The sequence below is a fragment of the Azonexus sp. R2A61 genome, assembly GCF_021401135.1.
Taxonomy (GTDB): domain Bacteria; phylum Pseudomonadota; class Gammaproteobacteria; order Burkholderiales; family Rhodocyclaceae; genus Azonexus.
The window spans coordinates 780418-803997 of record NZ_JACBFO010000002.1 but is presented as its reverse complement, the minus strand read 5'-3'; the positions used below and the strand labels follow the sequence as shown (position 1 = coordinate 803997).

Below are 23580 nucleotides of genomic sequence, written 5' to 3'. Positions count from 1 at the left end.
TTTTTTCGTGGCATGGAACCTGCTAATTTTCCCGTGGGTAGCATCCTCAAACGAAGAGTCCAATATGAACTTCTATAACGAGATGTACGACGCCGACGGCAGCGTCAGGGAGCACTACAAGGCATACGAAGCGTGGCTGAAGGCGACGCCGCCGGAACGGATCGAACGCAAGCGGGCCGAAGCCGATCTGGCTTTTCACCGCGTCGGCATCACCTTCGCTGTTTATGGCGAGGAGGCCGGCAAAGAGCGACTGATTCCCTTCGACATCGTGCCGCGCATCATTCCTTCAAAGGAATGGAAAGCGCTGGAGCGCGGCATGCGACAGCGGGTCAAGACGCTGAACATGTTCCTGTGGGACATCTATCACGATCAGGAAATCCTCAAGGCCGGCAAGATTCCGGCCGAGCAGGTGCTGAACAACGCGCAGTATCGTCCGGTGATGCAGGGCGTCGACGTTCCGGCCGGCATCTACGCACATATCGCCGGCGTCGATGTGGTGCGTGCCGGAGCAGGCGAGTTCTATGTGCTGGAAGACAACCTGCGGGTGCCGTCGGGCGTGTCCTACATGCTCGAGGACCGCAAGATGATGATGCGGCTGTTCCCGGAGCTGTTCGCCAAGCACAAGGTGGCGCCGGTCCAGCACTATCCGGACATGCTGCTCGAGAAACTGCGTGCCGTTGCGCCGCAGGGCATCTCCGATCCGACGGTCGTTGTGCTGACGCCCGGGGCCTACAACAGCGCTTATTTCGAGCACAGCTTCCTGGCTCAGCAAATGGGTGTCGAACTGGTCGAGGGGCGGGATCTGTTCGTCAAGAACGATGTGGTCTTCATGCGTACGACGCAGGGTCCGCAACGCGTTGATGTGATCTACCGGCGGATCGACGACGACTTCCTCGACCCGCAGGCCTTCCGGGCGGATTCCGCGCTCGGCGTGCCGGGCATCCTGAAGGCTTACCAGGCCGGCAACGTGACGCTGTCCAACGCCATCGGTACCGGCGTTGCCGATGACAAGTCGATTTATCCCTACGTGCCGGACATGGTCCGCTTCTATCTCGGCGAGGAGCCGATCCTCAACAACGTGCCGACCTACATGTGCCGCAAGCCGGACGATCTGGCCTACGTGCTCGATCACCTGCCGGAACTGGTGGTCAAGGAAGTGCACGGGGCCGGCGGTTACGGCATGCTGGTCGGTCCGGCGTCGACCAGGGAGCAGATCGAGCATTTCCGCAAGCTGCTGATCGCCAAGCCGGACGGCTACATCGCCCAGCCGACGCTGGCGCTGTCCAACTGTCCGACCTTCGTCGAGGAAGGCATTGCGCCGCGTCACCTCGATTTGCGTCCCTTCGTGCTGTCCTCGGGCAAGTGCGTGAACATGGTGCCGGGCGGCCTGACCCGAGTGGCGCTGACCAAGGGGTCGCTGGTCGTCAATTCGTCGCAGGGCGGCGGCACCAAGGATACCTGGGTCCTCGAAGACTGATTAGGGAGAGAGAAAATGCTGAGCCGTACTGCCGATCACCTGTTCTGGATGTCCCGTTACATGGAACGGGCCGAGAACCTCGCCCGCCTGCTCGACGTCACCTGGCAGATGTCGCTGGTGCCGCAGTCGATGGAAGCCGCCAACCGGAGTTGGGCCGGGATCATCGCCCTGAACAGTCTGGAAGAGGCGTATGCCGCGAAGCACGCCACGGTCAACGGGGAAAACGTGCTGCGTTTCATGACCACCGACCCGGACAACTTCTCGTCGATCTTCAGTTGCCTGCGCATGGCCCGCGAAAATGCCCACGCCGTGCGTGGCACGCTGACCACCGAAATGTGGGAAACGCTCAATTCGACGTGGCTGGAAGCGCGGGGCAAGAGTTTCGAGCAGATTCTCAACAGCGGCATCACCGAGTACTTCGAGTGGGTCAAGCTGCGTTCCGCGCTGACACGCGGCACGACGCTGGGTACGCTGCTGCAGGACGAGTCCTACAACTTCATCCGGCTCGGCACCCTGCTCGAACGGGCCGACAACACGGCGCGCATTCTCGACGTCAAATACCACGTGTTGCCGACGAGCGAGGAAGAAGGCGCCAGCGACTTCTACGAATGGGGGGCGCTGCTGCGTTCGGTGTCGGCTTTCGAGGTCTATCGCAAGGTTTACCGCGATGTCATCACGCCCGACCGTGTCGCTGAACTGCTGATCCTCGACCGCGACATGCCGCGCTCACTGCATTTCTGCCTGGCCAGCGTGGTCAAGAACCTCGAACTGATCGCCAACAGCCATTCCGGCGAAACCCAGCGGCAGGCCGGCATGCTCTATTCGCAGCTGCGCTACGGCCGGATCGAGGAAATTCTCAAGGACGGCCTGCATGAATGGCTGACCGATTTCATGGATCGCATCTATCTGCTCGGCGATGGGATCAGCAAGGATTTCCTGGTGCCGATGAGCGAAGCCGCCTGATTGGGCGTTCCGGCGGCAGATTCACGCCGCCTGGGTTGCCGCAGTCGGCGTTCCGATGGGCTGCGGCGCCAATTCGGCCAGGCTGCCGGCCGCTTTCCTCGCCTGTTCGAGCAAGCGGCGCAGCGCGCTCAGGCCGCTCATCGCCTCGTCCATCCGGTCGATATCCAGCCGTCCGCTGGCCCCTGCCTGCAGCAGGGCGGCCTTGACGCACTGATAAGCGCTTTCGAAGTCGTTCAACGCCTCGGCGCCGGGCGTGGCGAACGCCGGTAGACCGGGATCGAGCGTTTGCAGCAGCGCCAGCGCGGTGTCCAGCGTGCGTCGGACATCGCCAGCCAATTCGCTGTCGAGCGCCGGCAGCGCCGCATGGGTTCTCGCCGCTTCGGCAGCCAGTTCGTGGCAGGTGTCGTAATAGCGATGGACGCGCAGCAGCAATGCCAGATTCGCAGCCGTATCGGCCGGCATCGGGTGCCGGTTGACCTCGGTGACGAAGGCGACGATGGCTTTGGCCAGCGCGGGAAAGGCATCGACCCGGGCCAGGTTGGCCTCGTCCATCGCACAGCGGGCGCGGGCTCGTTCCAGTACCAGGTGGCCGGCGCGGGAAATTTCCCGATGCAGCGCGTCGACCGCAAGGGAAGGCACCGCGCCGACATTGCGGTCGATGTAGTGCGGTCGGCCGATTTCCTCTTCCTGGCTCAGGAAACAGCGGCGCAGGAAGTTTGCCAGGCGCTCGCTGAGCGGCCACATCAGCAGGATGCCGATCAGGTTCTGTGCGGTATGGAACAGCGCCAGCGTCATCGCCGGCTGGTTACCCAGCGCCAATGCATCGCGCAGCACTGCCAGCAGGTCGAGTATCCAGGGCAGGCCGAGCAGCGCCGTACCGCCGGCCAGGATGTTGAATGCGACGTGCGCCAGGGCCGCCCGGCGGGCATTCGGGGTTGCGCCGATGGTGGCGATCAGCGCGGTCGCCGTGGTTCCGATGTTGGCGCCGATGACCATCGCCGCGGCTTCGGTCAGCGGCAGCACCCCGGCCTCGGCCAGCGTCAGCACGATCGCCAGCGTCGCCGCCGAGGCCTGCAGCAGCACGGTCAGCACGGTGCCGGCCAGGACGAAGGCGAGCAGGGACCAGAAACCGTAACCCGACAGGGCTTCGAAATCGAAGGCATCGCCGCCGGCCACGAACGCCTGCTGCAGGAAGTCGATGCCCAGGAACAGGACGCCGAGGCCGCCGATCGCGCTGCCCAGCGCCCCGCGCCGGGTTTCCGCACCGGACAGGCGCAACAGGATGCCGATCCCGATCATCGGCAGCGCCGCGACTTCGAGCTTGAGCTTGAAGCCGATCATGGCGACCAGCCAGCCGGTGAAGGTGCTGCCCAGGTTGGAGCCGAAGATGACCCACAGCGACTGGCCGAGCGACAGCAGACCGGCATTGACGAAACCGATGGTGGCGACGGTGATCGCCGTCGACGATTGCACCAGAGCGGTGGCCAGCACGCCGAACAGCAGGCCGCGCAGGCGGGTTGCGGTCCACGCCTGCAACAGGCGGGAAAGCGCGGGGCCGAGCGCCATTTTCAGGCCGTCGGTCATCATCGTCATGCCGAGCAGGAACAGGCCGATGCCGCCGAGCAGGCCGGCCAGGTCGATGCGCTCCATGAACTCCCCCTACCGTTTTCCGGCTGCCAGATTGCGGTCCGCCAGCCATTCCGTCAAGGGCGTCGGGGAAGGCCGCCGACTGGCAGCCGGGGGCTTACCAGGCGCGGGCGCCGCGCAGATAGCTGCGGGTTTCCGCCGTTCGCGCCGGCGCGGCTTCGTCGCTGGCAGGGCTGGGGGGCGCGGCGACCGGCAGCAGATGGCTGCGCAGTTGCAGGAGCATGATCAGCAGTTCTTCTTCCTCGGCGGCTTCCTCGATCTCGCTCAGCCGCTGGCGGGCATATTCGGGCTCGCGGGTCAGGCGTTCCAGATCGACCGTCTGTCCCAGCGAGCGTTTGACCCGGAGTTTGAAGCGGGCGAGCAACTGGGCGATTTCCATCGATTTATCGGTCGACATGGTTTCTCCTTATGGGTACGACTTTTCCCGTTGGGGCGGGGCAAGTCATGCCAGCGAAAATCGTGCCTGTTGTTGCGTTGCGGAAAAATGGTTTCAACTCAGCCGCTTAGTGCTTATTCCCTTGGTTTTCCCGGGTTTTCTGCGGTCGACCGTGGTGCATGGGCAATTTTCTCCGGCTGGTTTTGGTGCGGTGCACGAAAGTCCCGGCGCTGGTGGGATCGCCGTTTCCGGTGCTATAAGGCGGCTGGAGACAAAATAGACAGGAGACCAGGATGCGCAGACATCCGGTAGCGATCATCGTGATCGCGCAATTGTTCGGGACCTCGTTATGGTTCTCGGCAAACGCCGCGGCGGAAGACCTGATGCGGCAGTGGGGCCTGAGCGTCGGCGACCTCGGTACGCTGACCAACGCGGTACAGTTCGGCTTCATCGCCGGCACGCTGCTGTTCTCGCTGAGCGGGCTGGCCGACCGTTTTCCGGCCAGCCGGATCTTTGCCGTCTGCGCCGTCCTCGGTGCCTTGTGCAATGCCGGTTTTGCCTGGCTGGCGGACGGCCTGGCGGCCGGTATCGGCTGGCGGTTCGCGGTCGGTTTCTGTCTGGCCGGCGTCTACCCGCTGGGCATGAAGCTGGTCGTCAGCTGGGTGCCGGCCGAAGCGGGGGCGGCGCTGGCCTGGCTGGTCGGCATGCTGACGCTGGGCACCGCGTTGCCGCACGGTGTGCGCTTCGCGGCCAGTAGCGCCGAGTGGCAACTGGCGATCCTGGCCTCGTCCGGGCTGGCCTTGTGTGCCGCCGCCCTGATTCATCGGCTCGGCGACGGGCCGCACCTGAAACTGCGTCACGGGGCGCCGCCGTTGCGCCTGGGGCGCGTGCTGCAGGCGTTTTCGCTACCCGCCTTCCGGGCTTCCGCCTTCGGCTATTTCGGCCACCAGTGGGAGTTGTATGCGTTCTGGACCTTGGTGCCGTCGTTGCTGGTCGTTGGCGGTCTGGCCTCCGGCGGCAGCGCGCAGGCAGCCGGGTTGGCGTTTGCGGTGGTCGGCATCGGCGCGCTGGGTTGCGTGAGCGGCGGCTGGCTGAGCCGGCGCATCGGCAGTGCCCGCGTGGCGGCGCTGGCGCTGGCCGCTTCGGCTATCTGCTGCGCGCTGTTTCCGTTCCTCGATGCCGTGCCGCTGGCCTGGAAGCTGGCCGTGCTGCTGTGCTGGGGCTTTTGCGTGGTCGCCGATTCGCCGCATTTCTCGGCGCTGTCGGCGCGCGCCTGTCCGCCGGAAATCGTCGGCAGCGCGCTGGCTTTCCAGAACGCCATCGGTTTTGCCGTGACGATGGTGTCGATCCAGCTTTCCACACGCTGGGTCGGCGATCTGGGCGGACAGGTCGCCTGGTTGCTGCTGCCCGGGCCGTTGCTCGGGCTGCTCGGACTGGCGCCGCTGTGGCGGCGCCCGGCCTAGCCGTCGGCGTCGTTCTCGTCGGCTGCCCGCAACCACCACAGCAGGTCTTCGCCCTGTAACGGGGTCGGAACCATCTGGTTCTGCTTCCAGCGGTAGATCGGGCCGTAGGGCAGGTAGCGGGCGAGGACGTCGCCACGCCCGGTGACGCCGAAAAATGGCCAGCCGGAGCGAATGGCGTCGCGAATCTGGGCATCGGTCATCGTGTTCTCCTCCTTGAAGGATGGAGTATCGGCCGATCGCCGCCGCCGCGGCAAGTCAGAGCATGCCGCGCTCGCGGATGAAGGCGATGATCGTCGCCAGCCCTTCGCCGGTCTTCAGGTTGGAAAACACGAAAGGCCGTTCGCCGCGCTGCGCCTTGGCGTCGGTCGCCATGACCTCGAGCGAGGCGCCGACCAGCGGCGCCAGGTCGATCTTGTTGATCACCAGCAGGTCGGACTTGGTGATGCCCGGGCCGCCCTTGCGCGGGATCTTCTCGCCGGCGGCGACGTCGATGACGTAGATGGTCAGGTCGGAAAGCTCCGGCGAGAAGGTTGCTGCCAGGTTGTCGCCGCCGGATTCGACGAGGATCAGCTCGACGCCGGGAAAGGCGCGCTGCAGGCGGTCGACCGCTTCGAGGTTGATCGAGGCGTCCTCGCGGATGGCGGTGTGCGGACAGCCGCCGGTCTCGACGCCGATGATCCGCTCCGGTGCCAGCGCCGAGTGATTGACCAGGAACTTGGCATCCTCGGCGGTGTAGATGTCGTTGGTGACCACGGCCATGTCGATCTTGTCGCGCAGGGCCTGGCACAGCGCCAGCGTCAGGGCGGTTTTGCCGGAACCGACGGGGCCGCCGATGCCGACGCGCAATGCTTGTTTGCTCATGTTTTTCCTAGGATCTGAAGAGACGGGAGTATTGGGTTTCGTGGCGGGCGCAGGCGATGGCGAAGGCCGGCGTGAAGTTCGACCATTCGCTTTCCGGCAGATTCAGCGCGTCGACCGCAATATCGGGGATGCGCCCGCCGAGTTCGGCGAGCAGGCGCTGGCCGCTGGCCTGGCCGAGCGGCACTGCCTTCAGCGCGGCCATCACCTGGTTTTCGGCCCAGGCCCAGAGGTAGGCGGTCAACGCGGCCGACGGATCGATTTTCCAGGCGGCGGCGATGCCGGCCCAGACGACGGGAAAGGCGACTTCGGGCAGTGTCTCGACGGTTTCGCCGACGCCGTTCAACGAGGCGTCGCGCAGGTCGCGCACCAGTCGGCGCAGCGAAAAGCCCATCTGGGCGGTTTCGGCGCGCAGCTCGGCGGTTTCCCGGCTGGCCAGGAACTCGTCGTTCAAGCGCCGGATGGTGGTCGGCTCTGCTGCGGTCCACGCCGTCATCAGGGCAAAAACCAGCGGCGCCTCGTAGCGGCCGATGCCGTGCGCCAGCAGGTCGGCGATCCAGCGACCGGCGCTCGCCTCGTCGCGGATGAGGCCGGATTCGACCGCCCATTCCAGGCCTTGCGAATAGGTGTAGGCGCCGACCGGCAGCGCCGGGCTGGCCAGTTGCAGCAGGCGGGCCTGTTGCAGCAGGCCGTCAGCAGCCACGGGCCTTCTCCGGAAAGTGCGCCCGCCGGCTGCCGGGGACACACGGGCGAATTGCAATTTGCTCCCATGCCAAGGAAAATCCGGCCAGGGAGGTCGCATTCGCCGGGCAGACGAAAAACGGGGAAGCGGCTGATTCGACGTTCATTTTGCTGGCGGCTCGGTCAATGCGTATCCGGTTTATTTCGATTTTTCTCATGGCAGCACTGCTGTCGCCGTTCGCCTGGGCCAACAGCGGCGGTCATGGCGGTGGCGGCGGTGGGCCGCAGCCGATGATATTCACGGTCAACCTGGGGGCGACCCGTTATCTGCGCCTCGAAGTCGTGCTCGAAGCGGCGGCACCTGAAGCCGCCCACGAATTCGACATGTTCCGCCCGAAAATCCAGCACGCGATCATCCTGCTGCTGTCCGAACGCAGCGAAGATAAATTGCGCACGCTGGCCGGCAAGAAGGAACTTGCCGACGACATCGTCGATGCGGTCAATCACGTGATTCACGGCGACCCCAAGACCGGTGTCAAGGAAGTCCTGTTTCCGTCCTTCATCATTCAGTAAGCCCGTCCGCCGCGCTCAACGCGGCTTGAACTCGTGGATTTTCGGCACCGAGCGATGTGGACCGTGACCGGGATTGTGCAGGTCGCCATGCTCGGGTTCGTCGCCGTGGTGATGGTGGCCGCCATGGGCACCATACGCCCCGGATTCCGGCTGAAAGGGCGCTTCCGTTTCGCTGATCGTGCAGCCGAGGCCCTTCGCCATGTCGGCCAGCACGTGGTCGGTCTGGAAGCGCAGCTTGCCGCCGTTGTCGGTCGGCAGGATCTGCACCGGCACGTGCCGGTTGCCGAGATGGTAGGCGGCGCGGGCGAACAGTAGCGGGCTGTCGGCGACGGCCTCGATCAGCTTTTCCGGCGCGGTGAGGATTTCGACGACGGCCGAGCCGTCTTCCGCCGCCAGCTTGTCGCCGCCGTGCAGGTGGTCGCCGCGTTCGAGAAAGATGCCGGCTTCCGCGCCGGAAGCGAGCTTGACTTTCAGCCGGCTGCGCTTGCGTTCGTCGTAGGCCAGCGCCACCGAGTCGGTGGCGGCGGCGGTGCTGCGTTGGGTGAGGATGAGCATGAGGGTCAGTGAGCGACGGTTTTCGAGAAGACGTTGAGAACGATGACGCCGGCGACGATCAGCGTCAGGCCGAGCACGGCCGCCAGATCGAGCGACTGGCCATAGACCAGCCAGCCGACCAGGGCGACCAGCGCGACGCCGATGCCGGACCAGATGGCGTAGGTGACGCCGACCGGCAGCGTGCGCAGCACCACCGACAGGCAGTAGAAGGCGATGCCGTAGCCGACCGCGACGACCAGCGACGGCAGCGGCCGGGTGAAGCCTTCCGCCGCCTTCAGCGCCGAGGTGGCGACGACTTCGCTGACGATCGCCACGCCGAGGTAGAGCCAGTGCTGCATGCCGCTCAGAACAGGAAGTAGCGCTGGGCCAGCGGCAATTCGGTGGCCGGCTCGCAGACCAGGTGCACGCCGTCGGCCTTGACCACGTAGGTTTCGGGATCGACGGTGATTTCCGGCGTGGCGCCGTTGTGCACCATGTCGGACTTTTGCACCCCGCGGCAGCCGGAGACGGCAACCAGCGGTTTTTGCAGATTCAGCGCGTTGACCGCAGTATTTTCCAGCGCGGCCTGCGAGACGAAGGTGACCGAGGTTTTCAGCGCCTTGCCGAAGCTGCCGAACATCGGCCGGTAGTGCACCGGCTGCGGCGTCGGGATCGAGGCATTCGGGTCGCCCATCGCGGCGGCGGCGATCATGCCGCCCTTCAGGATCAGGCTCGGCTTGACGCCGAAGAAGGCCGGTTTCCACAGCACCAGGTCGGCCAGCTTGCCGACTTCGATCGAGCCCACCGTATGCGCGATACCGTGCGTCAGCGCCGGGTTGATGGTGTATTTGGCGATGTAGCGCTTGACGCGGAAGTTGTCGTGGCGCGCATTGTCTTCCGGCAGCGTGCCGCGTTGCAGCTTCATCTTGTGCGCCGCCTGCCAGGTGCGGATGATGACTTCGCCGACGCGACCCATGGCTTGCGAGTCGGAGGACATCATCGAGAAGACGCCCATGTCGTGCAGGATGTCTTCGGCGGCAATCGTCTCGCGGCGGATGCGCGATTCGGCGAAGGCGACGTCCTCGGCGATGCTCGGGTCGAGGTGGTGGCAAACCATCAGCATGTCGAGGTGCTCGTCGATGGTGTTCACCGTGTACGGCATGGTCGGGTTGGTCGAACTGGGCAGGACATTGGGCAGGCTGGTCGCCTTGATGATGTCCGGCGCGTGGCCGCCGCCGGCACCTTCCGTGTGGAAGGTGTGGATGGTGCGGCCCTTGAAGGCGCCAATCGTCGCTTCGACAAAACCGGATTCGTTGAGCGTGTCGGTGTGGATGGCGACCTGCACGTCCATCTCGTCGGCGACCGACAGGCAGCAGTCGATGGCGGCCGGCGTCGTGCCCCAGTCTTCATGCAGTTTCAGCCCGATGACGCCGGCCTCGACCTGCTCGCGCAAGGCTTCCGGCAGGCTGGCGTTGCCCTTGCCGAGGAAACCGAGGTTCATCGGCAAGGCGTCGGCCGCTTCGAGCATGCGATGGATGTGCCAGGGGCCGGGCGTGCAGGTCGTGGCGTAGGTGCCGGTGGCCGGGCCGGTGCCGCCGCCGATCATGGTCGTCACGCCGGAATACAGCGCCTCGTCGATCTGCTGCGGGCAGATGAAATGGATGTGGCTGTCGATGCCGCCGGCGGTGACGATCATGCCTTCGCCAGCGATGACTTCGGTGCCGGGGCCGACGACGATGGTCACGCCGGGCTGGATGTCCGGGTTGCCGGCCTTGCCGATGGCAGCGATGCGGCCGTCCTTGAGGCCGATGTCGGCCTTGACGATGCCGGTGACGGCATCGACGATCAGCGCGTTGGTGATGACGGTATCGACGGTTTCAGCCGACACGCGCTGGCTCTGGCCCATGCCGTCGCGGATGACCTTGCCGCCGCCGAATTTCACTTCCTCGCCGTAGATCGTGTAGTCCTTCTCGACCTCGATGATGAGGTCGGTATCGGCCAGGCGCAGGCGGTCGCCTGTGGTCGGGCCGAACATTTCGGCATAGGCCTGACGGGTGATCTTGTTCGCCATCACAGTGCTCCCTGAACGAGGCCGCGGAAACCGTAGACCTTGCGCTCGCCGGCCAGCGCGACCAGTTGCACGGTGCGCGTCTGGCCCGGCTCGAAGCGCACGGCGGTGCCGGCGGCGATGTCGAGGCGGAAGCCACGGGCGGCTTCACGGTCGAAGCTCAGGCCGGCGTTGGTTTCGAAGAAGTGGTAGTGCGAGCCGACCTGGATCGGCCGGTCGCCGGTATTGGCGACGACCAGCGTGATCGTCGGGCGGCCGGCGTTGAGTTCGAGTTCGCCGGCTTCGGCGAGGAGTTCTCCGGGAATCATCGTGTGCTCCTCAAACAATCGGGTTATGGACCGTGACCAGCTTGGTGCCGTCCGGGAAGGTGGCTTCGACCTGGATTTCCGGGATCAGCTCGGCGATGCCGTCCATCACGTCGGCGCGGCTCAAGACCTGCGTGCCTGCGTGCATCAGCTCGGCCACCGTCTTGCCTTCGCGGGCGCCTTCCATGATCGCGCAGGTGATCAGCGCCACGGCTTCCGGGTAGTTGAGCTTCAGGCCCTTGGCCTTGCGCCGCTCGGCGAGCAGGCCGGCGGTGAAGATCAGCAGCTTGTCTTTTTCGCGCGGTGTCAGTTCCATGACGACTCCTCAGGTATTCCAGATTCGGGGCAAAACGGCCGGTCGACCGCAGCAGGCCGGACGCAGGATTTTCCACAGTTCGGCGAACCACTGCCGGGCGGCTTCGCTGTTGTCGCCGAGGTAACGGGCGATCAGCAGGCCGGGCGGGGCGGTGATGCCGTGTCGGGCGCCGTCGGCGGGCGTCACCGCGCGCAGGGCTTCGAGCAGGGCAGTGGCCTGTTGCGGCAGTTCCGGGAAACTGCACAGCAGCGTGCCGCAGACGGTTGTGCCGGCCCAGCCGGCCGGGCTGGCGAACATGCCGTCGTTGCCGGCGAAAGCGCCGCGTTCCAGCCAGATCGGCTGACCGGCGCGGTCGACCCGGCAGAACAGCGAAAAATGCCCGTTCGCGAAACGTTCGCCGGCGGCGGTGCGACCGAGGCAGAGGATGTCCCAGCCGAGGTAGCGGGCGTCGGCGGCGAGCGTGATGCGGCTGTCCATGCGGGCGATTGCGCCGTCGAAGACGATGGCTTCCTGCGGCAGCCACTCCAGCGTCGCGCCGGGGCCGACCTCCAGCCGCACCGTCTGCGATGCCTCGGCGCCGCCCGAGCGGTACCACTTGCCGGCGCCCGGCGTGGTGATTTGTGCGTGGCTGTCGCGGTCGACCGCAATATCGATCGATAAATGGTCGCCGCCGGCGATCCCCGACGGCGGATGCAGCAGCAGCGCCTGACAGACCGCATCGCCTTCCGGGTAGAGCGCTTTCTGCACGCGCAGCGGGCCGCGGTGGCGGTTTTGACTGAGCACGCTGCGCGCCCCCTGCCGGGTGAAGGCAAGGTGCAATTCGGCCTGCCAGGTGCTGGCGGCCGGGGATGTCGCGGGCAGACGGGAAGTCATCGGGCGATTATCCGCGCGCCGCTGCCGGGCGGGCCATACGCAAGAATGCGCAGCCTGCGCTAAGCTGCCGGCTGTTCGATGACGGAGCGTCGCCATGCAGCGCAGAGCATTTCTCGCCACCTTGGCCGGTTCCGGCCTGGCCGCCTTGCTGGCCGGCTGCAACAGGAAGCCGCCCCGACTGGCCGCACTGCCGGCCGACAGTGTCGTGCTGGCATTCGGCGACAGCGTCACCTTCGGCACCGGTGCGGCGGCGGGCGAAGACTGGCCCGGCCTGCTGGCCGCGCGTACCGGCTGGCGCATCGTCAATGCCGGTGTACCGGGCGATACGGCGCAGGCGGCGGTCGGCCGCATCGGGCCATTGCTGGCGGAACACCGGCCGCAACTGGTGCTGCTCGAACTGGGCGGCAACGATTTCCTGCGGCGCCGGCCGGCCGAGGCGGTCAAGGAGGACTTGCGCCGGATCGTGCGCGAAATCCGGGCGAATGGCACGCAGGTCGTGTTGATCGCGGTGCCGGCCTTGTCGCTGATGGCGATGGCCGGGCGTCCGTCCGATGCGCCGATTTACGCGGCGCTCGCCGACGAGGAGGGCATTCCGCTGGTGCCCGATGTCTTCGCCGACGTGCTCGGCCGGAGCGAATGGCGTGCCGACGCCATCCATCCGAATGCCGAGGGCTACCGGCAGATGACCGCCGGCATCCACGCCCGCTTGCAGCAGCTCGGGCTGGCGGCGCGCTGACCGGTTTATTGGCGCACCTCGCGGAGGTTGGCCGGGGCGGTGAATTCGCCGCTGCTGCGGAACGGGTTGATGTCCAGTCCGCCGCGCCGCGTGTAACGCGCGTAGACCGCCAGCGCGGCCGGCGCGCAGCGGCGCGTGATGTCGCAGAAGATGCGTTCGACGCACTGTTCGTGGAATTCGTTGTGCTGGCGGAACGACACGATGTAGCGCAACAGGCCGGCGCGATCGATCGGCCGGCCGCGGTAGCGGACGACGACCATGCCCCAGTCCGGCTGGCCGGTGACCAGGCAGTTCGACTTGAGCAGGTGCGAGATCAGCGTTTCTTCGGTTTCCGGGCCGTCGACCGTGGCCAGCAACGCCGGCGTCGGCTGATAGGTGTCGCAGGCGATGTCGAGTTCGTCGAGCAGCACGCCGGCCGGATAATCGAGTGAAACCTGCGGTCGACCGCGCAAATCGGCGATTTTCACGCTGACTGGCGCACCGGCGGCGGCTGACAGATCGCGCGTCAGCGCCGTTTCGACCTCGCTGGTGCCGGCAAAAACCGACTGGTTCAGCGAATTCAGGTAAAGCTTGAAGGATTTCGATTCGATCAGGTTCGGGCTGGCGGCAGGCACGCGGAATTCGCCAAGAGCGACCACCGGCTTGCCTTTCGGGTTCAGCCACGAGATTTCGTAGGCGTTCCACAGATCCTCGCCGACGAAGGGCAGCGCATTGGCGGCGACGCCGATTTCGTCGCGCTTGATCTGGCGGGCGATCGGGAACAGCAGTTCCGGCGCATAGGTATCGCGGTACTCGGTGGCCTTGCCGAGCGGGGATTGGCTACTGGGATCGACACAGGAATTCATGGGGCCGATTTTACCCGCTGCACCGCGTGGTGCAGGTTGGAAAGAGAAGACAGGCAGGCGCCTGCGAAAACGCGGCGCAGCGGCCGAAGCCGACTGCGCCGCGCAGGAGAGACCGGGATGCTTAGAAGTGATATTCGGCGCGGATCATCGGGGTCTTGGCGAAGGCACCATCGCCGGCTGCACCCTTGTGGTCGTTACCGAACTTGTTGCGCCAGTACTGGTATTCCAGACCGACGCGGAAGGTCTTGGCCTTGGCGCCGACCAGCGAGCTGGCGTCGTACATGACCATCGCGTCGATGTTGGTTTCCGGCTTGGTGCCACCGCCGAATTCATTCTGTCCCTTGGCGGCGATGTAGTTCAGGTAGCCTTCGAAGGACAGCGGCAGCGAACCGATGGGAATGCCCCAGGCGGCGGTCAGCATCGGGTGCGGATCGTAGCTGTAGCGTTCGGTGCTGGTGTTGGTGTACTTGTTGTACGGTGCGTTGCTTTCCCACAACTGCAGTACGCTGATGTTCAGGAAACCCGGTACGTCCATCATCACCGTCGGACCGGCAACCAGCATGCGCTTGCGCGAGTTGTAACCGGCGTCGTTCTTGGTATTGACGTCGAATCCGGCAGTGAAGCCAACCCCGCGGATCGGGCCCCATTTGAAGGTCTCCGGACTGCCGATGATCTTGCCGAAGTCCAGGGTGTGGCGATAAACCACGTAGATTTCCTGCGAGCCGTTGCTCGAGCCGGGGGAGGCCGGATCCTTGTTGTCCGCCATCAGCAAATCGACGTTCAGGAAGTTGGTTCCGTACTTGTAGCCGCTGGCATGGCCCAGGTTTACGATGTTCTTGGCGATATCGTTCTTGTTGAACGGCTCGGCGAACTTGGTGCCGTAGCGATAGCCGATGTAGGTATCGCTCCAGTCGGCGGCGAAGGCGCCGGAAATGCCGGCCGCGAGCAGGGCGCAGCCGATCAGGGAAGACTTCTTGGTGAACATGGGTGAGACCTCCTGGGTTTGATTTGGATTTTTCGTGCCGATGCTGCGGTGCAATATCGAACCGATGGGCAAAATTTATCAGGAAGCGCCGGTTAGTTGCGGAATACACAGTATTGCAGAAATCGTATATCGCGATCCGTATATCTCATTGAATATAATGGCATTGCTTGAATCGAAATATGAAAAAACCATGCACCCCGCAGGGGCGTTTTTACCGCCCATGCACCATTGGTGGGCGCATTTTCCGGGAAAAATGGACGAAAAACAGGGGGTAGCCCTTCCCTTTTTCGTGCACGGAAAGTTTGCTCTTTGGAAATGCGTTTATAAACATGTGTTTATGTATTGGCATGGCGATTGCTGAAGGGGTGACATTTCAACCGTTCAGGAGATCTTTCATGTCCGTTCCGTTCAGCGCCTGTCGCCGCCTTCTTCTTGCCGCCGGTGTGGCGATGCTTGCCGCTCCCACGCTGGCGAGCGCACAGACCAAGATCAAGTTCACGCTGGACTGGCGTTTCGAAGGTCCGTCGGCCCCGTTCCTGATGGCCAAGTCCAAGGGTTACTTTGCGGCCGAAGGCCTGGATGTCGAAATCGATTCCGGTTCCGGCTCGGCCGGTGCTGTCACCCGCGTCGCCACCGGCGCCTACGACATGGGTTTTGCCGACTTCAACGCACTGGTCGAGCATGATGCCAAGACGCCGGGTTCGAAGATCCAGGCGGTCTACATGGTTTACAACGCAACGCCGGCCGCCGTCTTCGTGCTCAAGAAGTCGGGCATCACCAAGCCGGCCGATCTTGCCGGCAAGACGCTGGCGGCGCCGATCTTCGACGGCGGCCGCAAGGCCTGGCCGGCCTTTGCCAAGTCGAACAAGCTGGCGGTCGATGCCGTGAAGTGGCAGACCGTCGAGCCGGCGCTGCGCGAAACCCTGCTGGCCCGCGGCGACGTGGACGGCATCACCGGTTTCTACTTCACCAGCCTGCTCAATCTGGAAGCCCGCGGCGTCAAGACCGAAGACATCGTCGCGCTGAAGTACCCGGATTACGGCGTCGAACTGTACGGCAACGCGATCATCGCCAGCCCGAAGATGATTGCCGAAAATCCGAAGGCCGTTGCCGGCCTGCTGCGCGCCTTTAACAAGGCGCTCAAGGAAACCATCGCCAACCCGGATGCCGCCATCGCCTACGTCAAGGAACGCGATCCGCTGATCAACGTTGCGCTGGAGACCCGTCGCCTGAAGCTGGCGCTGGACAGCAGCGTGGTGACCGCTGAAAGCAAGGCCAACGGCCTGGGCGCGGTGACCGCCGAGCGCCTGCAACGTTCGCTGGCCGAAACGGTCGAGGCCTTCGGTCTGCCCAAGCTGGCCAACGGTGCCGAACTGTTCAATGCCGGCTTCCTGCCGGCCAAGGCCGAGCGCACGGTCAAATAAGTTCCGCCCGCGGCCGGTCGTTGCCGGCCGCGATCCGTCGTCGGCGGCCTCCCGGCCGCCTTGCTCCGACAGGAAAAACGCATGTCTTTCGTCAAATTCGAGAACGTCAGCCTGGCCTATGCGCCGGGTGGCGCCAATGCCATCGAGGATGTCAGCCTGGACATCCGCGAGGGTGAATTCGTCGCCGTCGTCGGTCCTTCCGGCTGCGGCAAATCCACGCTGATGAAGCTGGTTTCCGGCCTGAAGCCGCCCAGCGTCGGCAACGTCTTCGTCGATGGCCGCGAGGTCGGCGGGCCGTTGAAGATCGTCGGCATGGCCTTCCAGGCCGCCAACCTGCTGCCCTGGCGCACCACGCTGGACAACGTGATGCTGCCGCTGGAGATCGTCGAGCCTTATCGCGGTCGACTGCGCCAGGAGAAGGAAAAGTTCCGTGCCGACGCCGAGGCGCTGCTCGCCCGCGTCGGCCTGGCCGGCTACGGCGACAAGTTCCCGTGGGAATTGTCCGGCGGCATGCAGCAGCGCGCGTCGATCTGCCGCGCGCTGATCCACCAGCCGCGCCTGTTGATGCTCGACGAGCCGTTCGGCGCGCTCGACGCTTTCACCCGCGAGGAGCTGTGGTGCATGCTGCGCGATCTTTGGCAGGAAAAGCCGTTCACCATCGTGCTGGTCACCCACGACCTGCGCGAGGCGGTCTTTCTCGCCGACACCGTCTACGTGATGAGCAAGCGTCCGGGCCGCATCCTGGTGCGCAAGGAAATCGACCTGCCGCGTCCGCGCCCGCTCGACGTGACCTATACCGATGCCTTCGCCGGCTACGTGCATGAACTGCGCGAGCACATCGGCCGCATCCGCGAATCCTGAGGAGCCCGTCATGGCCATCAAGCAAACCACCGTGATCAAGAGCGCCCCGTGGGTGCTGACGATTGCGCTGTTCCTGATCTGGGAAGCCATCTGCACCGGCTTGTCGATTCCCGATTACCTGATGCCGGCGCCCAGTGCGATCTGGGTCTCCGGCCACGAGTATGCCGGGCCGATCATGATGCACGCGACGCAGACCTTGTGGACGACGCTGGCCGGCTTTGCCATCGCCGTCGTCGTCGGCATGCTGCTCGGCCTGGCCGTCGGTGCCTCGCCACTGGTTTACAAGGCCTGCTATCCGCTGCTGGTCGGTTTCAACAGCATTCCCAAGGTCGCCTTCGTGCCGGTGCTGGTGGTCTGGTTCGGGATCGGTACGATCCCGGCCATCCTGACCGCCTTCCTGATCTCCTTCTTCCCGGTCGTGGTCAACGTCGCCACCGGCCTGGCGACGCTGGAGCCCGAACTGGAGGACGTGCTGCGCTCGCTCGGCGCCAAGCGCTGGGACATCATGATCAAGGTCGGCCTGCCGCGCTCGCTGCCGTATTTCTTCGCCTCGCTGAAGGTGGCCATCACGCTGGCCTTCGTCGGTTCGGTGATCTCGGAAACCGTCGCCTCCAACCTCGGCATCGGTTACCTGATGATGTCGGCCAGCTCGTCGATGAACATGCCGCTGGTGTTTGCCGGGCTGATCGTCATCGGCGTCATGGGCGTCGTGATGTACGAGTTGTTCGCGCTGCTCGAGAAGCGGCTGACCGGCTGGGCGCACCGCAACCCGAACGCGCCGGGCTGAGCTTTCGGGCTTTCCGGTCGACGGCGCCGGCGGGCGCCGTTTTTCATTCAGGGCTCCGCTGCCCGGGCGACATCCCCGAAAATCCCGGCGGCTCCCTGGCGGACGATTTCGGCGAAGCGGCGCAACCGGGCCGGGTAGAAGCGGGCGTAGGGATAGACCAGGCTGACCGGCAGCGACGGCGCCTGCCAGTCCGGGGCCAGACGCACCAGATCGCCGCGCGCCAGGTCTTCCTCGATCACCCAGGCCGACGCGATGCCGACACCGATGCCGCGCAGCATGGCGTTGCGCAGTGCATAGAGGCTGTCGGTACTGAAGCGGGGGGCGATCGGGAAACGGCGCTTGCGACCGCTGCTGCCGTGCGTCAGCGTGACCTCGTTGCGGTAGAAAGTGCGCAGCGCCAGCCATGGCAGTTCGGCCAGTTGTCCCGCATCGTCCGGCAGCGGGCCGCCATCGAGCAGCGACGGCGCGGCGGCGACGATGCGCGGCACCTCGCTGAGCCGGACGGCGACCAGCCCGGGATCGGTGATTTCGCCGACCTGGATTGCGCAGTCGATGCCGGCGGCGATGTAATCCTGGATTGCCCGATCATCGTGCAGCAGCCATTCGACGGTCATCCCCGGATAGCGCGCCAGATACTCGGCCAGCGGATCGATCAGGCGGTCCTGGCCGAAGGCGTGCGGGACGATCACGCGCAGCGTGCCGGTCGGTTCGTCGCCGGCCCCGCGTAATTCGGACTCGAACGAAGCCCAACTGCTGAGCAGTTCGCGCGCCCGTTCGTAGCAGCGTTCGCCGTCGAGTGTCAGGCCCATGTGGTGCGTCGTCCGTTGCAGCAGGCGCAGGCCGAGCGAGCGCTCGAGCGCCTGCAGCCGGCGGCTGATCGTCGGTTGCGTGGTGCCCATCTGCTCGGCGGCGGCCGACAGGCTGCCGGCTTCGACGATGCGGACGAAGGTCTGCATCAGTTCGATGCGGTCGCCGCTGGCGGGCGGGCTTGCGGTCGACGAGGAGGAAACGGGATTTTTCATGCGTTGAATGTATAACAAATCTTCGTTAATGCGTACTACACAATCGTGTTGCGAATGATCAACATGCGTTCTCGTCAACCATCGGACCCCATCCATCATGTCCCCTTCCGTGAACACTCCTGCCGGCGGCCTGTCGCCGCTGCTGATCCTGCTGCTGGCGATGAGCGCCGGCCTGTCGGTCGCCTCGCTGTACTACAGCCAGCCGATGCTGGGGGTGCTTGGTGCCGACATCGGCGCTTCCAGCCGGAGCATCGGCCTGGTGCCGACGCTGACCCAGCTCGGCTACGCCCTCGGCATCCTGCTGCTGGCCCCGCTGGGCGACCGCCACGACCGGCGGAATATCATCCTGGTCAAGAGCGGCGTGCTGTTGCTGGCGCTGCTGGCGGCCGGGCTGGCGCCGTCGATCCACCTGTTGCTGTTGGCCAGCCTGGTGGTCGGCCTGGCCGCCACGCTGGCCCAGGACATCGTGCCCGCCGCCGCGACGCTGGCTTCGGCCGAACAGCGCGGTCGCGTCGTCGGCACGGTGATGACCGGGCTGCTGCTCGGTATCCTGCTGTCGCGCGTGGTCAGCGGCCTGGTCGCCGAATTGCTCGGCTGGCGCAGCATGTTCGTGATCGCCGCGCTGAGCATCCTGGCCGTCGGCTACACGGCCTGGCGCCACATGCAGCCGTCGCGGCCATCCACCAACCTGAGCTATGTCGCCTTGCTCGCATCGCTGCTCGGTCTGTGGCGCGCCCATCCGTCGTTGCGCCGCGCGGCGTTGGCGCAGGGCCTGCTGGCGGTCAGCTTCAGTGCCTTCTGGTCGACGCTGGCGGTGATGTTGCACGATGCGCCTTTTCATCTCGGCAGCGCGGCAGCCGGGGCTTTCGGCCTGGCCGGTGCGGCCGGTGCACTGGCAGCGCCGCTGGCCGGCCATCTGGCCGATCGTCGCGGTCCCGGGCTGGTGACGCGTTTGGGGGCGGGGCTGACGGCACTGGCCTTCGCCGGCCTGGCGGCAGCCTGGTGGTGGGCGCCGACAACGGCGCAACTGACCCTGCTGGCCGTCGGTACGGTGCTTTTCGACCTCGGTGTGCAGGCGACGCTGATCGCTCATCAGACGCTGGTTTACCAGATCGATCCCGGCGCCCGCAGCCGGCTCAACGCGGTGCTCTTTGTCGGGATGTTCTCCGGCATGGCGAGCGGGGCGGTGCTCGGCAGTCTGCTGCTGGCCGCCTGGGGCTGGGGCGCGGTGATGGGCATGGCGACGCTGAGCGCCGCCGCCGCGCTGTGGGTGCGTCTGCGCGCGGCCTGAAAACGCTGCCTGCCAGCCGCTTTTTTGGCGAAATCCTGCGGTCGACCGCAGGATTGCCGCGTTTTTAACCGCCGCTGGTCTTGTCCGCGCGCATCTTCCGGCGCTGAACGTAGAGATAGAAGGATTCGACCTTCTCGCGCGCCCAGGGGGTGCGGCGCAGGAATTTCAGGCTGGAGGCGATGCTCGGGTCGTGCGTGAAGCAGCGGATCTCGATCTCGCGGCCGAGCGTGTCCCAACCGCATTCGTCGACGAGTTCGTTGAGAATGCGTTCGAGCGTCAGGCCGTGCAGCGGGTTGCGGGCTTGGCTGTTCATGCAGGTCGGGTCGTGCCGGCGTTTTCGACGGGGTCGGTTGATCTGACCTCGCGTGCCTTACTTACCGCGGAAAATGAATCGCCTTAGCGGCGTGTCCGGGCGGCGGGGGGCGTGCGGCCCTCGATGTGGCGGAAGGTGATCCGCCCCTTGGACAAGTCGTAGGGCGACAGTTCGAGGGATACCTTGTCGCCGGCCAGCACGCGGATGTGATTCTTGCGCATCTTGCCGCCGCTGTAGGCGACCAGCATGTGGCCGTTGTCCAGCGTCACGCGGAAGCGCGAGTCCGGCAGCACTTCCATCACGACGCCTTGCATTTCGATCAGATCTTCCTTGGCCATGGCGATTTCTCCAGAGTAAGCCGGCGGGCTGATTATTCGGTCGGCGCAAAGCCGTAGTAAGAGCCGTAGGCCGACGGGGCCGGGGCATAGGCAGCGACCTTGATCGCATCGGCCAGCGTGACCTGGTCGGTCAAGCCGTCCACGCCACCCGCTTCGCCGAGCCAGCGTTCCTCGACTTCCTTATCGCTCAGGCCGTTCAGCTTCAGATTGCTGTTGAGGCGCTCGGAACGGTATTCGAAGGCCGTGTCGTGGGCGATGAACAGCGTGTGCGGACAGGCGGTGATGCGCGTTTCGTCCTGCGGATCGGCACCCATCACCCGGGTGCCGCAGAACGGGCAATGGACCGGGGTGTAGTAATAGGTTTTCAGTTCGGTACGCTGGATGGCCTGGCTCATGCGCTGCCCTTCATCGTTGTGTCGCCCGAGGGCAACGTGGGTCGGAACGCGACGGCCCGACCGGTTTCCCGAGCGCGCGGTTGCTTGCTTGTCTTGCAGGAATGGCACGGGCGGCGGCCGTTTGCTGCGGCCGCCGTGGGCATGCAATATGCCGATCAGGCGATCTGGATGTTGCTCGCCTGCTTGCCCTTGGGGCCGGTGGTCACGTCGAAGTTGACGCGCTGACCTTCGGCCAGGGTCTTGAAGCCGTTGGATTGAATTGCGGAAAAGTGCGCGAAGAGATCTTCGCCGCCGCCATCGGGCGTGATGAAGCCGAAGCCCTTGGAATCGTTAAACCATTTGACGGTACCTGCTGCCATGTCTTGAATCTCCGAAAATTGACGGGGCTGGGCCCCAGGGTGGGGCGAGATCAAGAGGGCGAGGTAAAAATGGGGGAATGGCGCCGCAGAACTGCGGGTACTAGACCAACAAAATAACTACACAACCAGAAATCGCTGCGGTGCACAATACGTGGCTTGGCGTCATAAGGCAAACAAAATCTGGCATTCGTCACAAAACTTTCACTCGACTGCTGCTGATAATTCGATAATACTCGAATTATCGTAATGAACGGAGCACGGTCCCATGGACACCCTGATCGCCGCCGAGCGCCTTGCCGCGCTGGGCCATGAATCCCGCCTGAGCATCTACCGCCTGCTGGTCGAGGCGGGGCCGGAGGGCCTGTGTGTCGGGCCGATTGGCGAGGCGACCGGCCTGGCGCCGGCCACGCTGTCTTTCCACCTCGGCCATCTGAGCCGCGTCGGGCTGATCCAGGGCCAGCGCGAGAGCCGTTTCATCCGCTACTCGGCGGTCTTTCCGGCGATGGACGAACTGCTCGCCTTCCTGACGCAGAATTGCTGCCAGGGCGAGGGCGGCTGTTTCCCCAACAGCCTGTGCGCCGACAAGGAGCCCGCATGAAAACCGTATTGGTGCTGTGCACCGGAAACTCCTGTCGCTCGCAGATGGGCGAAGTGATCCTCAACGACGCGCTGGCCGGGCAGGTCCGCGCCATTTCCGCCGGCACCGAGCCGCAGCCGGCCGTTGCCGAGGGCGCCATTGCGGCGCTGCGCATGGCCGGCCTGCCGACCGACGGCCTGTACCCGAAGACCATCGACGCCGTGCTCGACCAGCCCATCGATCTGGTGGTCAGCGTCTGCGACAACGCGAAAGAGAGCTGCCCGATCTTCCCGCGGCCGGTGCAGCGCATCCATGTCGGGTTCCACGATCCGCATGGCGAGCCGCTGGCGAGTTTCATCGCGGTACGCGACGACATCCGTGCGCGGCTGGTGCCGGCCGTGCGCGCCGCCTTGCTGCTGTGGGATTGAGCCATGTCGGTCCAGTGTGAAGTCGGCGTGCGCGCCGCGAGCGGGGCGCCGATGTCGGTGTTCGAGCGTTATCTGAGTTTGTGGGTCGGCCTGTGCATCGTCGCCGGCATCGTCGCCGGGCAGGTCGCGCCGGGGCTGTTCCGGGCCATCGGCGCTTTGGAGGTGGCGCAGGTCAATCTGCCGGTCGGGTTGTTGATCTGGGTGATGATCGTGCCGATGCTGGTCAAGGTCGATTTCGGCGCGCTGCACGAGGTGCGTCAGCACGTGCGCGGCATCGGCGTGACGCTGTTCGTGAACTGGCTGGTCAAGCCGTTTTCGATGGCTTTTCTCGGCTGGCTGTTCGTGCGCCAGTTGTTCGCGCCGCTGTTGCCGGCGGATCAACTGGACAGCTACATCGCCGGCTTGATCCTGCTGGCCGCCGCGCCGTGCACGGCGATGGTCTTCGTGTGGAGCCGGCTGTCCGGCGGCGATCCGCTGTTCACGCTGTCGCAAGTCGCGCTGAACGACAGCATCATGGTCTTCGCCTTCGCGCCGCTGGTGGCGCTGCTGCTCGGCATGTCGGCGATCACGGTGCCCTGGGACACGCTGTTGACCTCGGTGGTGCTCTACATCGTGCTGCCGGTGGGTTTCGCGCAATTGTGGCGGCGCCGCCTGCTGGCGCGCGGCCAGGCGGTCTTCGAGGCGGCCATGGCGCGGATCGGGCCGTGGTCCATCGGCGCGCTGCTGCTGACGCTGGTGCTGCTCTTCGCCTTCCAGGGCGAGGCCATCATCGGGCAGCCGCTGGTCATCGCGTTGCTTGCCGTGCCCATCCTGATCCAGGTGTTCTTCAACTCGGCGCTGGCTTACTGGCTGAACCGCGCCGTCGGCGAGAAGCACGCCATCGCCTGTCCGTCGGCGCTGATCGGTGCATCCAACTTCTTCGAACTGGCGGTCGCTGCGGCGATCAGCCTGTTCGGCTTCGAGTCGGGGGCGGCGCTGGCGACCGTGGTCGGCGTGCTGATCGAGGTGCCGGCGATGTTGCTGGTGGTGCGCGTGGTCAATGGGACGCGCGGGTGGTACGAGGCGGGGCTGCGTCGTTGACTGTG

General features: G+C 65.3%; 31 protein-coding genes. 13 read left to right on the top strand and 18 right to left on the bottom strand.

What is annotated here, in order from left to right; all coding sequences use genetic code 11:
- The first annotated feature begins 64 nt into the window (after positions 1–64).
- Both L0962_RS08840 and L0962_RS08835 read left to right on the top strand, forming a co-directional pair.
- The gene (locus tag L0962_RS08840) at positions 65–1477 is read left to right on the top strand and encodes a circularly permuted type 2 ATP-grasp protein (RefSeq protein WP_234086002.1); all 1413 of its coding nucleotides are present in this window, start codon (positions 65–67) and stop codon (positions 1475–1477) included.
- A 15-nt stretch (positions 1478–1492) separates the two neighbouring features.
- A complete protein-coding gene (locus tag L0962_RS08835) occupies positions 1493–2440 on the top strand; it encodes an alpha-E domain-containing protein (RefSeq protein WP_234086001.1) in 948 nt (315 codons plus the stop codon).
- A gap of 21 nt (positions 2441–2461) precedes the next feature.
- Here L0962_RS08835 and L0962_RS08830 read toward each other — a convergent pair whose 3' ends face one another.
- Positions 2462–4090 carry a Na/Pi cotransporter family protein gene (locus tag L0962_RS08830; RefSeq protein WP_234086000.1) on the bottom strand — a complete coding sequence of 543 codons (1629 nt, stop codon included), beginning with the start codon at positions 4088–4090 and terminating at the stop codon, positions 2462–2464.
- Positions 4091–4184: 94 nt separating this feature from the next.
- Positions 4185–4484 carry a hypothetical protein gene (locus L0962_RS08825; protein WP_234085999.1) on the bottom strand — a complete coding sequence of 100 codons (300 nt, stop codon included), beginning with the start codon at positions 4482–4484 and terminating at the stop codon, positions 4185–4187.
- A 272-nt stretch (positions 4485–4756) separates the two neighbouring features.
- Between L0962_RS08825 and L0962_RS08820 the strand changes: the two genes are divergently transcribed.
- Positions 4757–5926: an MFS transporter gene (locus L0962_RS08820; RefSeq protein WP_234085998.1), complete on the top strand. Its 1170-nt coding sequence runs from the start codon at positions 4757–4759 to the stop codon at positions 5924–5926.
- On the opposite strand, the gene L0962_RS08815 is transcribed toward L0962_RS08820, so the two are convergent.
- The 3 genes from L0962_RS08815 to L0962_RS08805 are packed head-to-tail and all read right to left on the bottom strand — an operon-like array spanning position 5923 to position 7487.
- A complete protein-coding gene (locus tag L0962_RS08815) occupies positions 5923–6126 on the bottom strand; it encodes a hypothetical protein (protein ID WP_234085997.1) in 204 nt (67 codons plus the stop codon). The genes L0962_RS08820 and L0962_RS08815 overlap by 4 nt on opposite strands.
- Positions 6127–6181: 55 nt before the next feature.
- On the bottom strand, positions 6182–6787 hold the full coding sequence (ureG, locus tag L0962_RS08810) for an urease accessory protein UreG (protein ID WP_234085996.1): 606 nt from the start codon (positions 6785–6787) through the stop codon (positions 6182–6184).
- A gap of 7 nt (positions 6788–6794) precedes the next feature.
- Positions 6795–7487, bottom strand: a complete 693-nt coding sequence (locus L0962_RS08805; protein ID WP_234085995.1) for an urease accessory protein UreF — start codon at positions 7485–7487, stop codon at positions 6795–6797.
- Between the two features lie 194 nt (positions 7488–7681).
- Between L0962_RS08805 and fliL the strand changes: the two genes are divergently transcribed.
- Entirely contained in the window at positions 7682–8038 is a 357-nt protein-coding gene (gene fliL, locus L0962_RS08800) for a flagellar basal body-associated protein FliL (RefSeq protein ID WP_234085994.1), read from the top strand.
- Between the two features lie 15 nt (positions 8039–8053).
- Here the strand turns inward: fliL and ureE are convergent, their stop codons facing one another.
- The 6 genes from ureE to L0962_RS08770 are packed head-to-tail and all read right to left on the bottom strand — an operon-like array spanning position 8054 to position 12134.
- Positions 8054–8593 (bottom strand): urease accessory protein UreE, encoded by a 540-nt coding sequence (gene ureE, locus L0962_RS08795; protein ID WP_234085993.1) that lies wholly within the window; start codon positions 8591–8593, stop codon positions 8054–8056.
- A gap of 5 nt (positions 8594–8598) precedes the next feature.
- Positions 8599–8931 (bottom strand): multidrug efflux SMR transporter, encoded by a 333-nt coding sequence (locus L0962_RS08790; RefSeq protein ID WP_234085992.1) that lies wholly within the window; start codon positions 8929–8931, stop codon positions 8599–8601.
- Positions 8932–8936: 5 nt separating this feature from the next.
- Positions 8937–10643, bottom strand: coding sequence for an urease subunit alpha (gene ureC, locus L0962_RS08785; protein ID WP_234085991.1), 1707 nt, complete (start codon positions 10641–10643; stop codon positions 8937–8939).
- The gene (locus L0962_RS08780) at positions 10643–10948 is read right to left on the bottom strand and encodes an urease subunit beta (RefSeq protein ID WP_234085990.1); all 306 of its coding nucleotides are present in this window, start codon (positions 10946–10948) and stop codon (positions 10643–10645) included. The genes ureC and L0962_RS08780 overlap by 1 nt, the downstream gene beginning before the upstream one ends.
- A gap of 10 nt (positions 10949–10958) precedes the next feature.
- Positions 10959–11261 carry an urease subunit gamma gene (gene ureA / locus L0962_RS08775; protein WP_234085989.1) on the bottom strand — a complete coding sequence of 101 codons (303 nt, stop codon included), beginning with the start codon at positions 11259–11261 and terminating at the stop codon, positions 10959–10961.
- Between the two features lie 9 nt (positions 11262–11270).
- Positions 11271–12134, bottom strand: a complete 864-nt coding sequence (locus L0962_RS08770; protein WP_234085988.1) for an urease accessory protein UreD — start codon at positions 12132–12134, stop codon at positions 11271–11273.
- Positions 12135–12228: 94 nt separating this feature from the next.
- Between L0962_RS08770 and L0962_RS08765 the strand changes: the two genes are divergently transcribed.
- Positions 12229–12870: a GDSL-type esterase/lipase family protein gene (locus L0962_RS08765; RefSeq protein WP_234085987.1), complete on the top strand. Its 642-nt coding sequence runs from the start codon at positions 12229–12231 to the stop codon at positions 12868–12870.
- 5 nt (positions 12871–12875) lie between these two features.
- Here the strand turns inward: L0962_RS08765 and queF are convergent, their stop codons facing one another.
- Positions 12876–13715: an NADPH-dependent 7-cyano-7-deazaguanine reductase QueF gene (queF, locus tag L0962_RS08760; RefSeq protein WP_234085986.1), complete on the bottom strand. Its 840-nt coding sequence runs from the start codon at positions 13713–13715 to the stop codon at positions 12876–12878.
- A 121-nt stretch (positions 13716–13836) separates the two neighbouring features.
- Complete coding sequence (locus L0962_RS08755; protein ID WP_234085985.1) at positions 13837–14700, bottom strand: hypothetical protein; 864 nt, start codon at positions 14698–14700, stop codon at positions 13837–13839.
- A 34-nt stretch (positions 14701–14734) separates the two neighbouring features.
- On the opposite strand from L0962_RS08755, the gene L0962_RS08750 reads away from it, so the two are divergent.
- From L0962_RS08750 to L0962_RS08735, 4 genes are all read left to right on the top strand, one after another.
- Positions 14735–15061 (top strand): hypothetical protein, encoded by a 327-nt coding sequence (locus L0962_RS08750; protein ID WP_234085984.1) that lies wholly within the window; start codon positions 14735–14737, stop codon positions 15059–15061.
- A 34-nt stretch (positions 15062–15095) separates the two neighbouring features.
- Positions 15096–16124 carry an ABC transporter substrate-binding protein gene (locus L0962_RS08745; protein WP_234085983.1) on the top strand — a complete coding sequence of 343 codons (1029 nt, stop codon included), beginning with the start codon at positions 15096–15098 and terminating at the stop codon, positions 16122–16124.
- 81 nt (positions 16125–16205) lie between these two features.
- The gene (locus tag L0962_RS08740; protein WP_234085982.1) at positions 16206–16985 is read left to right on the top strand and encodes an ABC transporter ATP-binding protein; all 780 of its coding nucleotides are present in this window, start codon (positions 16206–16208) and stop codon (positions 16983–16985) included.
- A gap of 10 nt (positions 16986–16995) precedes the next feature.
- A complete protein-coding gene (locus L0962_RS08735) occupies positions 16996–17772 on the top strand; it encodes an ABC transporter permease (RefSeq protein WP_234085981.1) in 777 nt (258 codons plus the stop codon).
- A 47-nt stretch (positions 17773–17819) separates the two neighbouring features.
- Here the strand turns inward: L0962_RS08735 and L0962_RS08730 are convergent, their stop codons facing one another.
- Positions 17820–18794, bottom strand: a complete 975-nt coding sequence (locus L0962_RS08730) for a LysR family transcriptional regulator (protein WP_234085980.1) — start codon at positions 18792–18794, stop codon at positions 17820–17822.
- A 97-nt stretch (positions 18795–18891) separates the two neighbouring features.
- Between L0962_RS08730 and L0962_RS08725 the strand changes: the two genes are divergently transcribed.
- Entirely contained in the window at positions 18892–20085 is a 1194-nt protein-coding gene (locus L0962_RS08725; RefSeq protein ID WP_234085979.1) for an MFS transporter, read from the top strand.
- A 64-nt stretch (positions 20086–20149) separates the two neighbouring features.
- Here L0962_RS08725 and L0962_RS08720 read toward each other — a convergent pair whose 3' ends face one another.
- The 4 genes from L0962_RS08720 to L0962_RS08705 form a co-directional block, all read right to left on the bottom strand.
- Positions 20150–20398 carry a VF530 family DNA-binding protein gene (locus L0962_RS08720; protein ID WP_234085978.1) on the bottom strand — a complete coding sequence of 83 codons (249 nt, stop codon included), beginning with the start codon at positions 20396–20398 and terminating at the stop codon, positions 20150–20152.
- An 83-nt stretch (positions 20399–20481) separates the two neighbouring features.
- Positions 20482–20736 carry a translation initiation factor IF-1 gene (gene infA / locus L0962_RS08715; protein ID WP_234085977.1) on the bottom strand — a complete coding sequence of 85 codons (255 nt, stop codon included), beginning with the start codon at positions 20734–20736 and terminating at the stop codon, positions 20482–20484.
- A 32-nt stretch (positions 20737–20768) separates the two neighbouring features.
- Positions 20769–21131: a hypothetical protein gene (locus L0962_RS08710; RefSeq protein WP_234085976.1), complete on the bottom strand. Its 363-nt coding sequence runs from the start codon at positions 21129–21131 to the stop codon at positions 20769–20771.
- Between the two features lie 155 nt (positions 21132–21286).
- A complete protein-coding gene (locus L0962_RS08705) occupies positions 21287–21490 on the bottom strand; it encodes a cold-shock protein (protein ID WP_234085975.1) in 204 nt (67 codons plus the stop codon).
- 265 nt (positions 21491–21755) lie between these two features.
- On the opposite strand from L0962_RS08705, the gene L0962_RS08700 reads away from it, so the two are divergent.
- The 3 genes from L0962_RS08700 to arsB are packed head-to-tail and all read left to right on the top strand — an operon-like array spanning position 21756 to position 23575.
- Positions 21756–22088, top strand: coding sequence for a helix-turn-helix transcriptional regulator (locus L0962_RS08700; protein ID WP_234085974.1), 333 nt, complete (start codon positions 21756–21758; stop codon positions 22086–22088).
- A complete protein-coding gene (locus tag L0962_RS08695) occupies positions 22085–22495 on the top strand; it encodes an arsenate reductase ArsC (RefSeq protein ID WP_234085973.1) in 411 nt (136 codons plus the stop codon). The genes L0962_RS08700 and L0962_RS08695 overlap by 4 nt, the downstream gene beginning before the upstream one ends.
- A gap of 3 nt (positions 22496–22498) precedes the next feature.
- On the top strand, positions 22499–23575 hold the full coding sequence (gene arsB / locus L0962_RS08690; protein ID WP_234085972.1) for an ACR3 family arsenite efflux transporter: 1077 nt from the start codon (positions 22499–22501) through the stop codon (positions 23573–23575).
- The last annotated feature ends 5 nt before the right edge of the window (positions 23576–23580 follow it).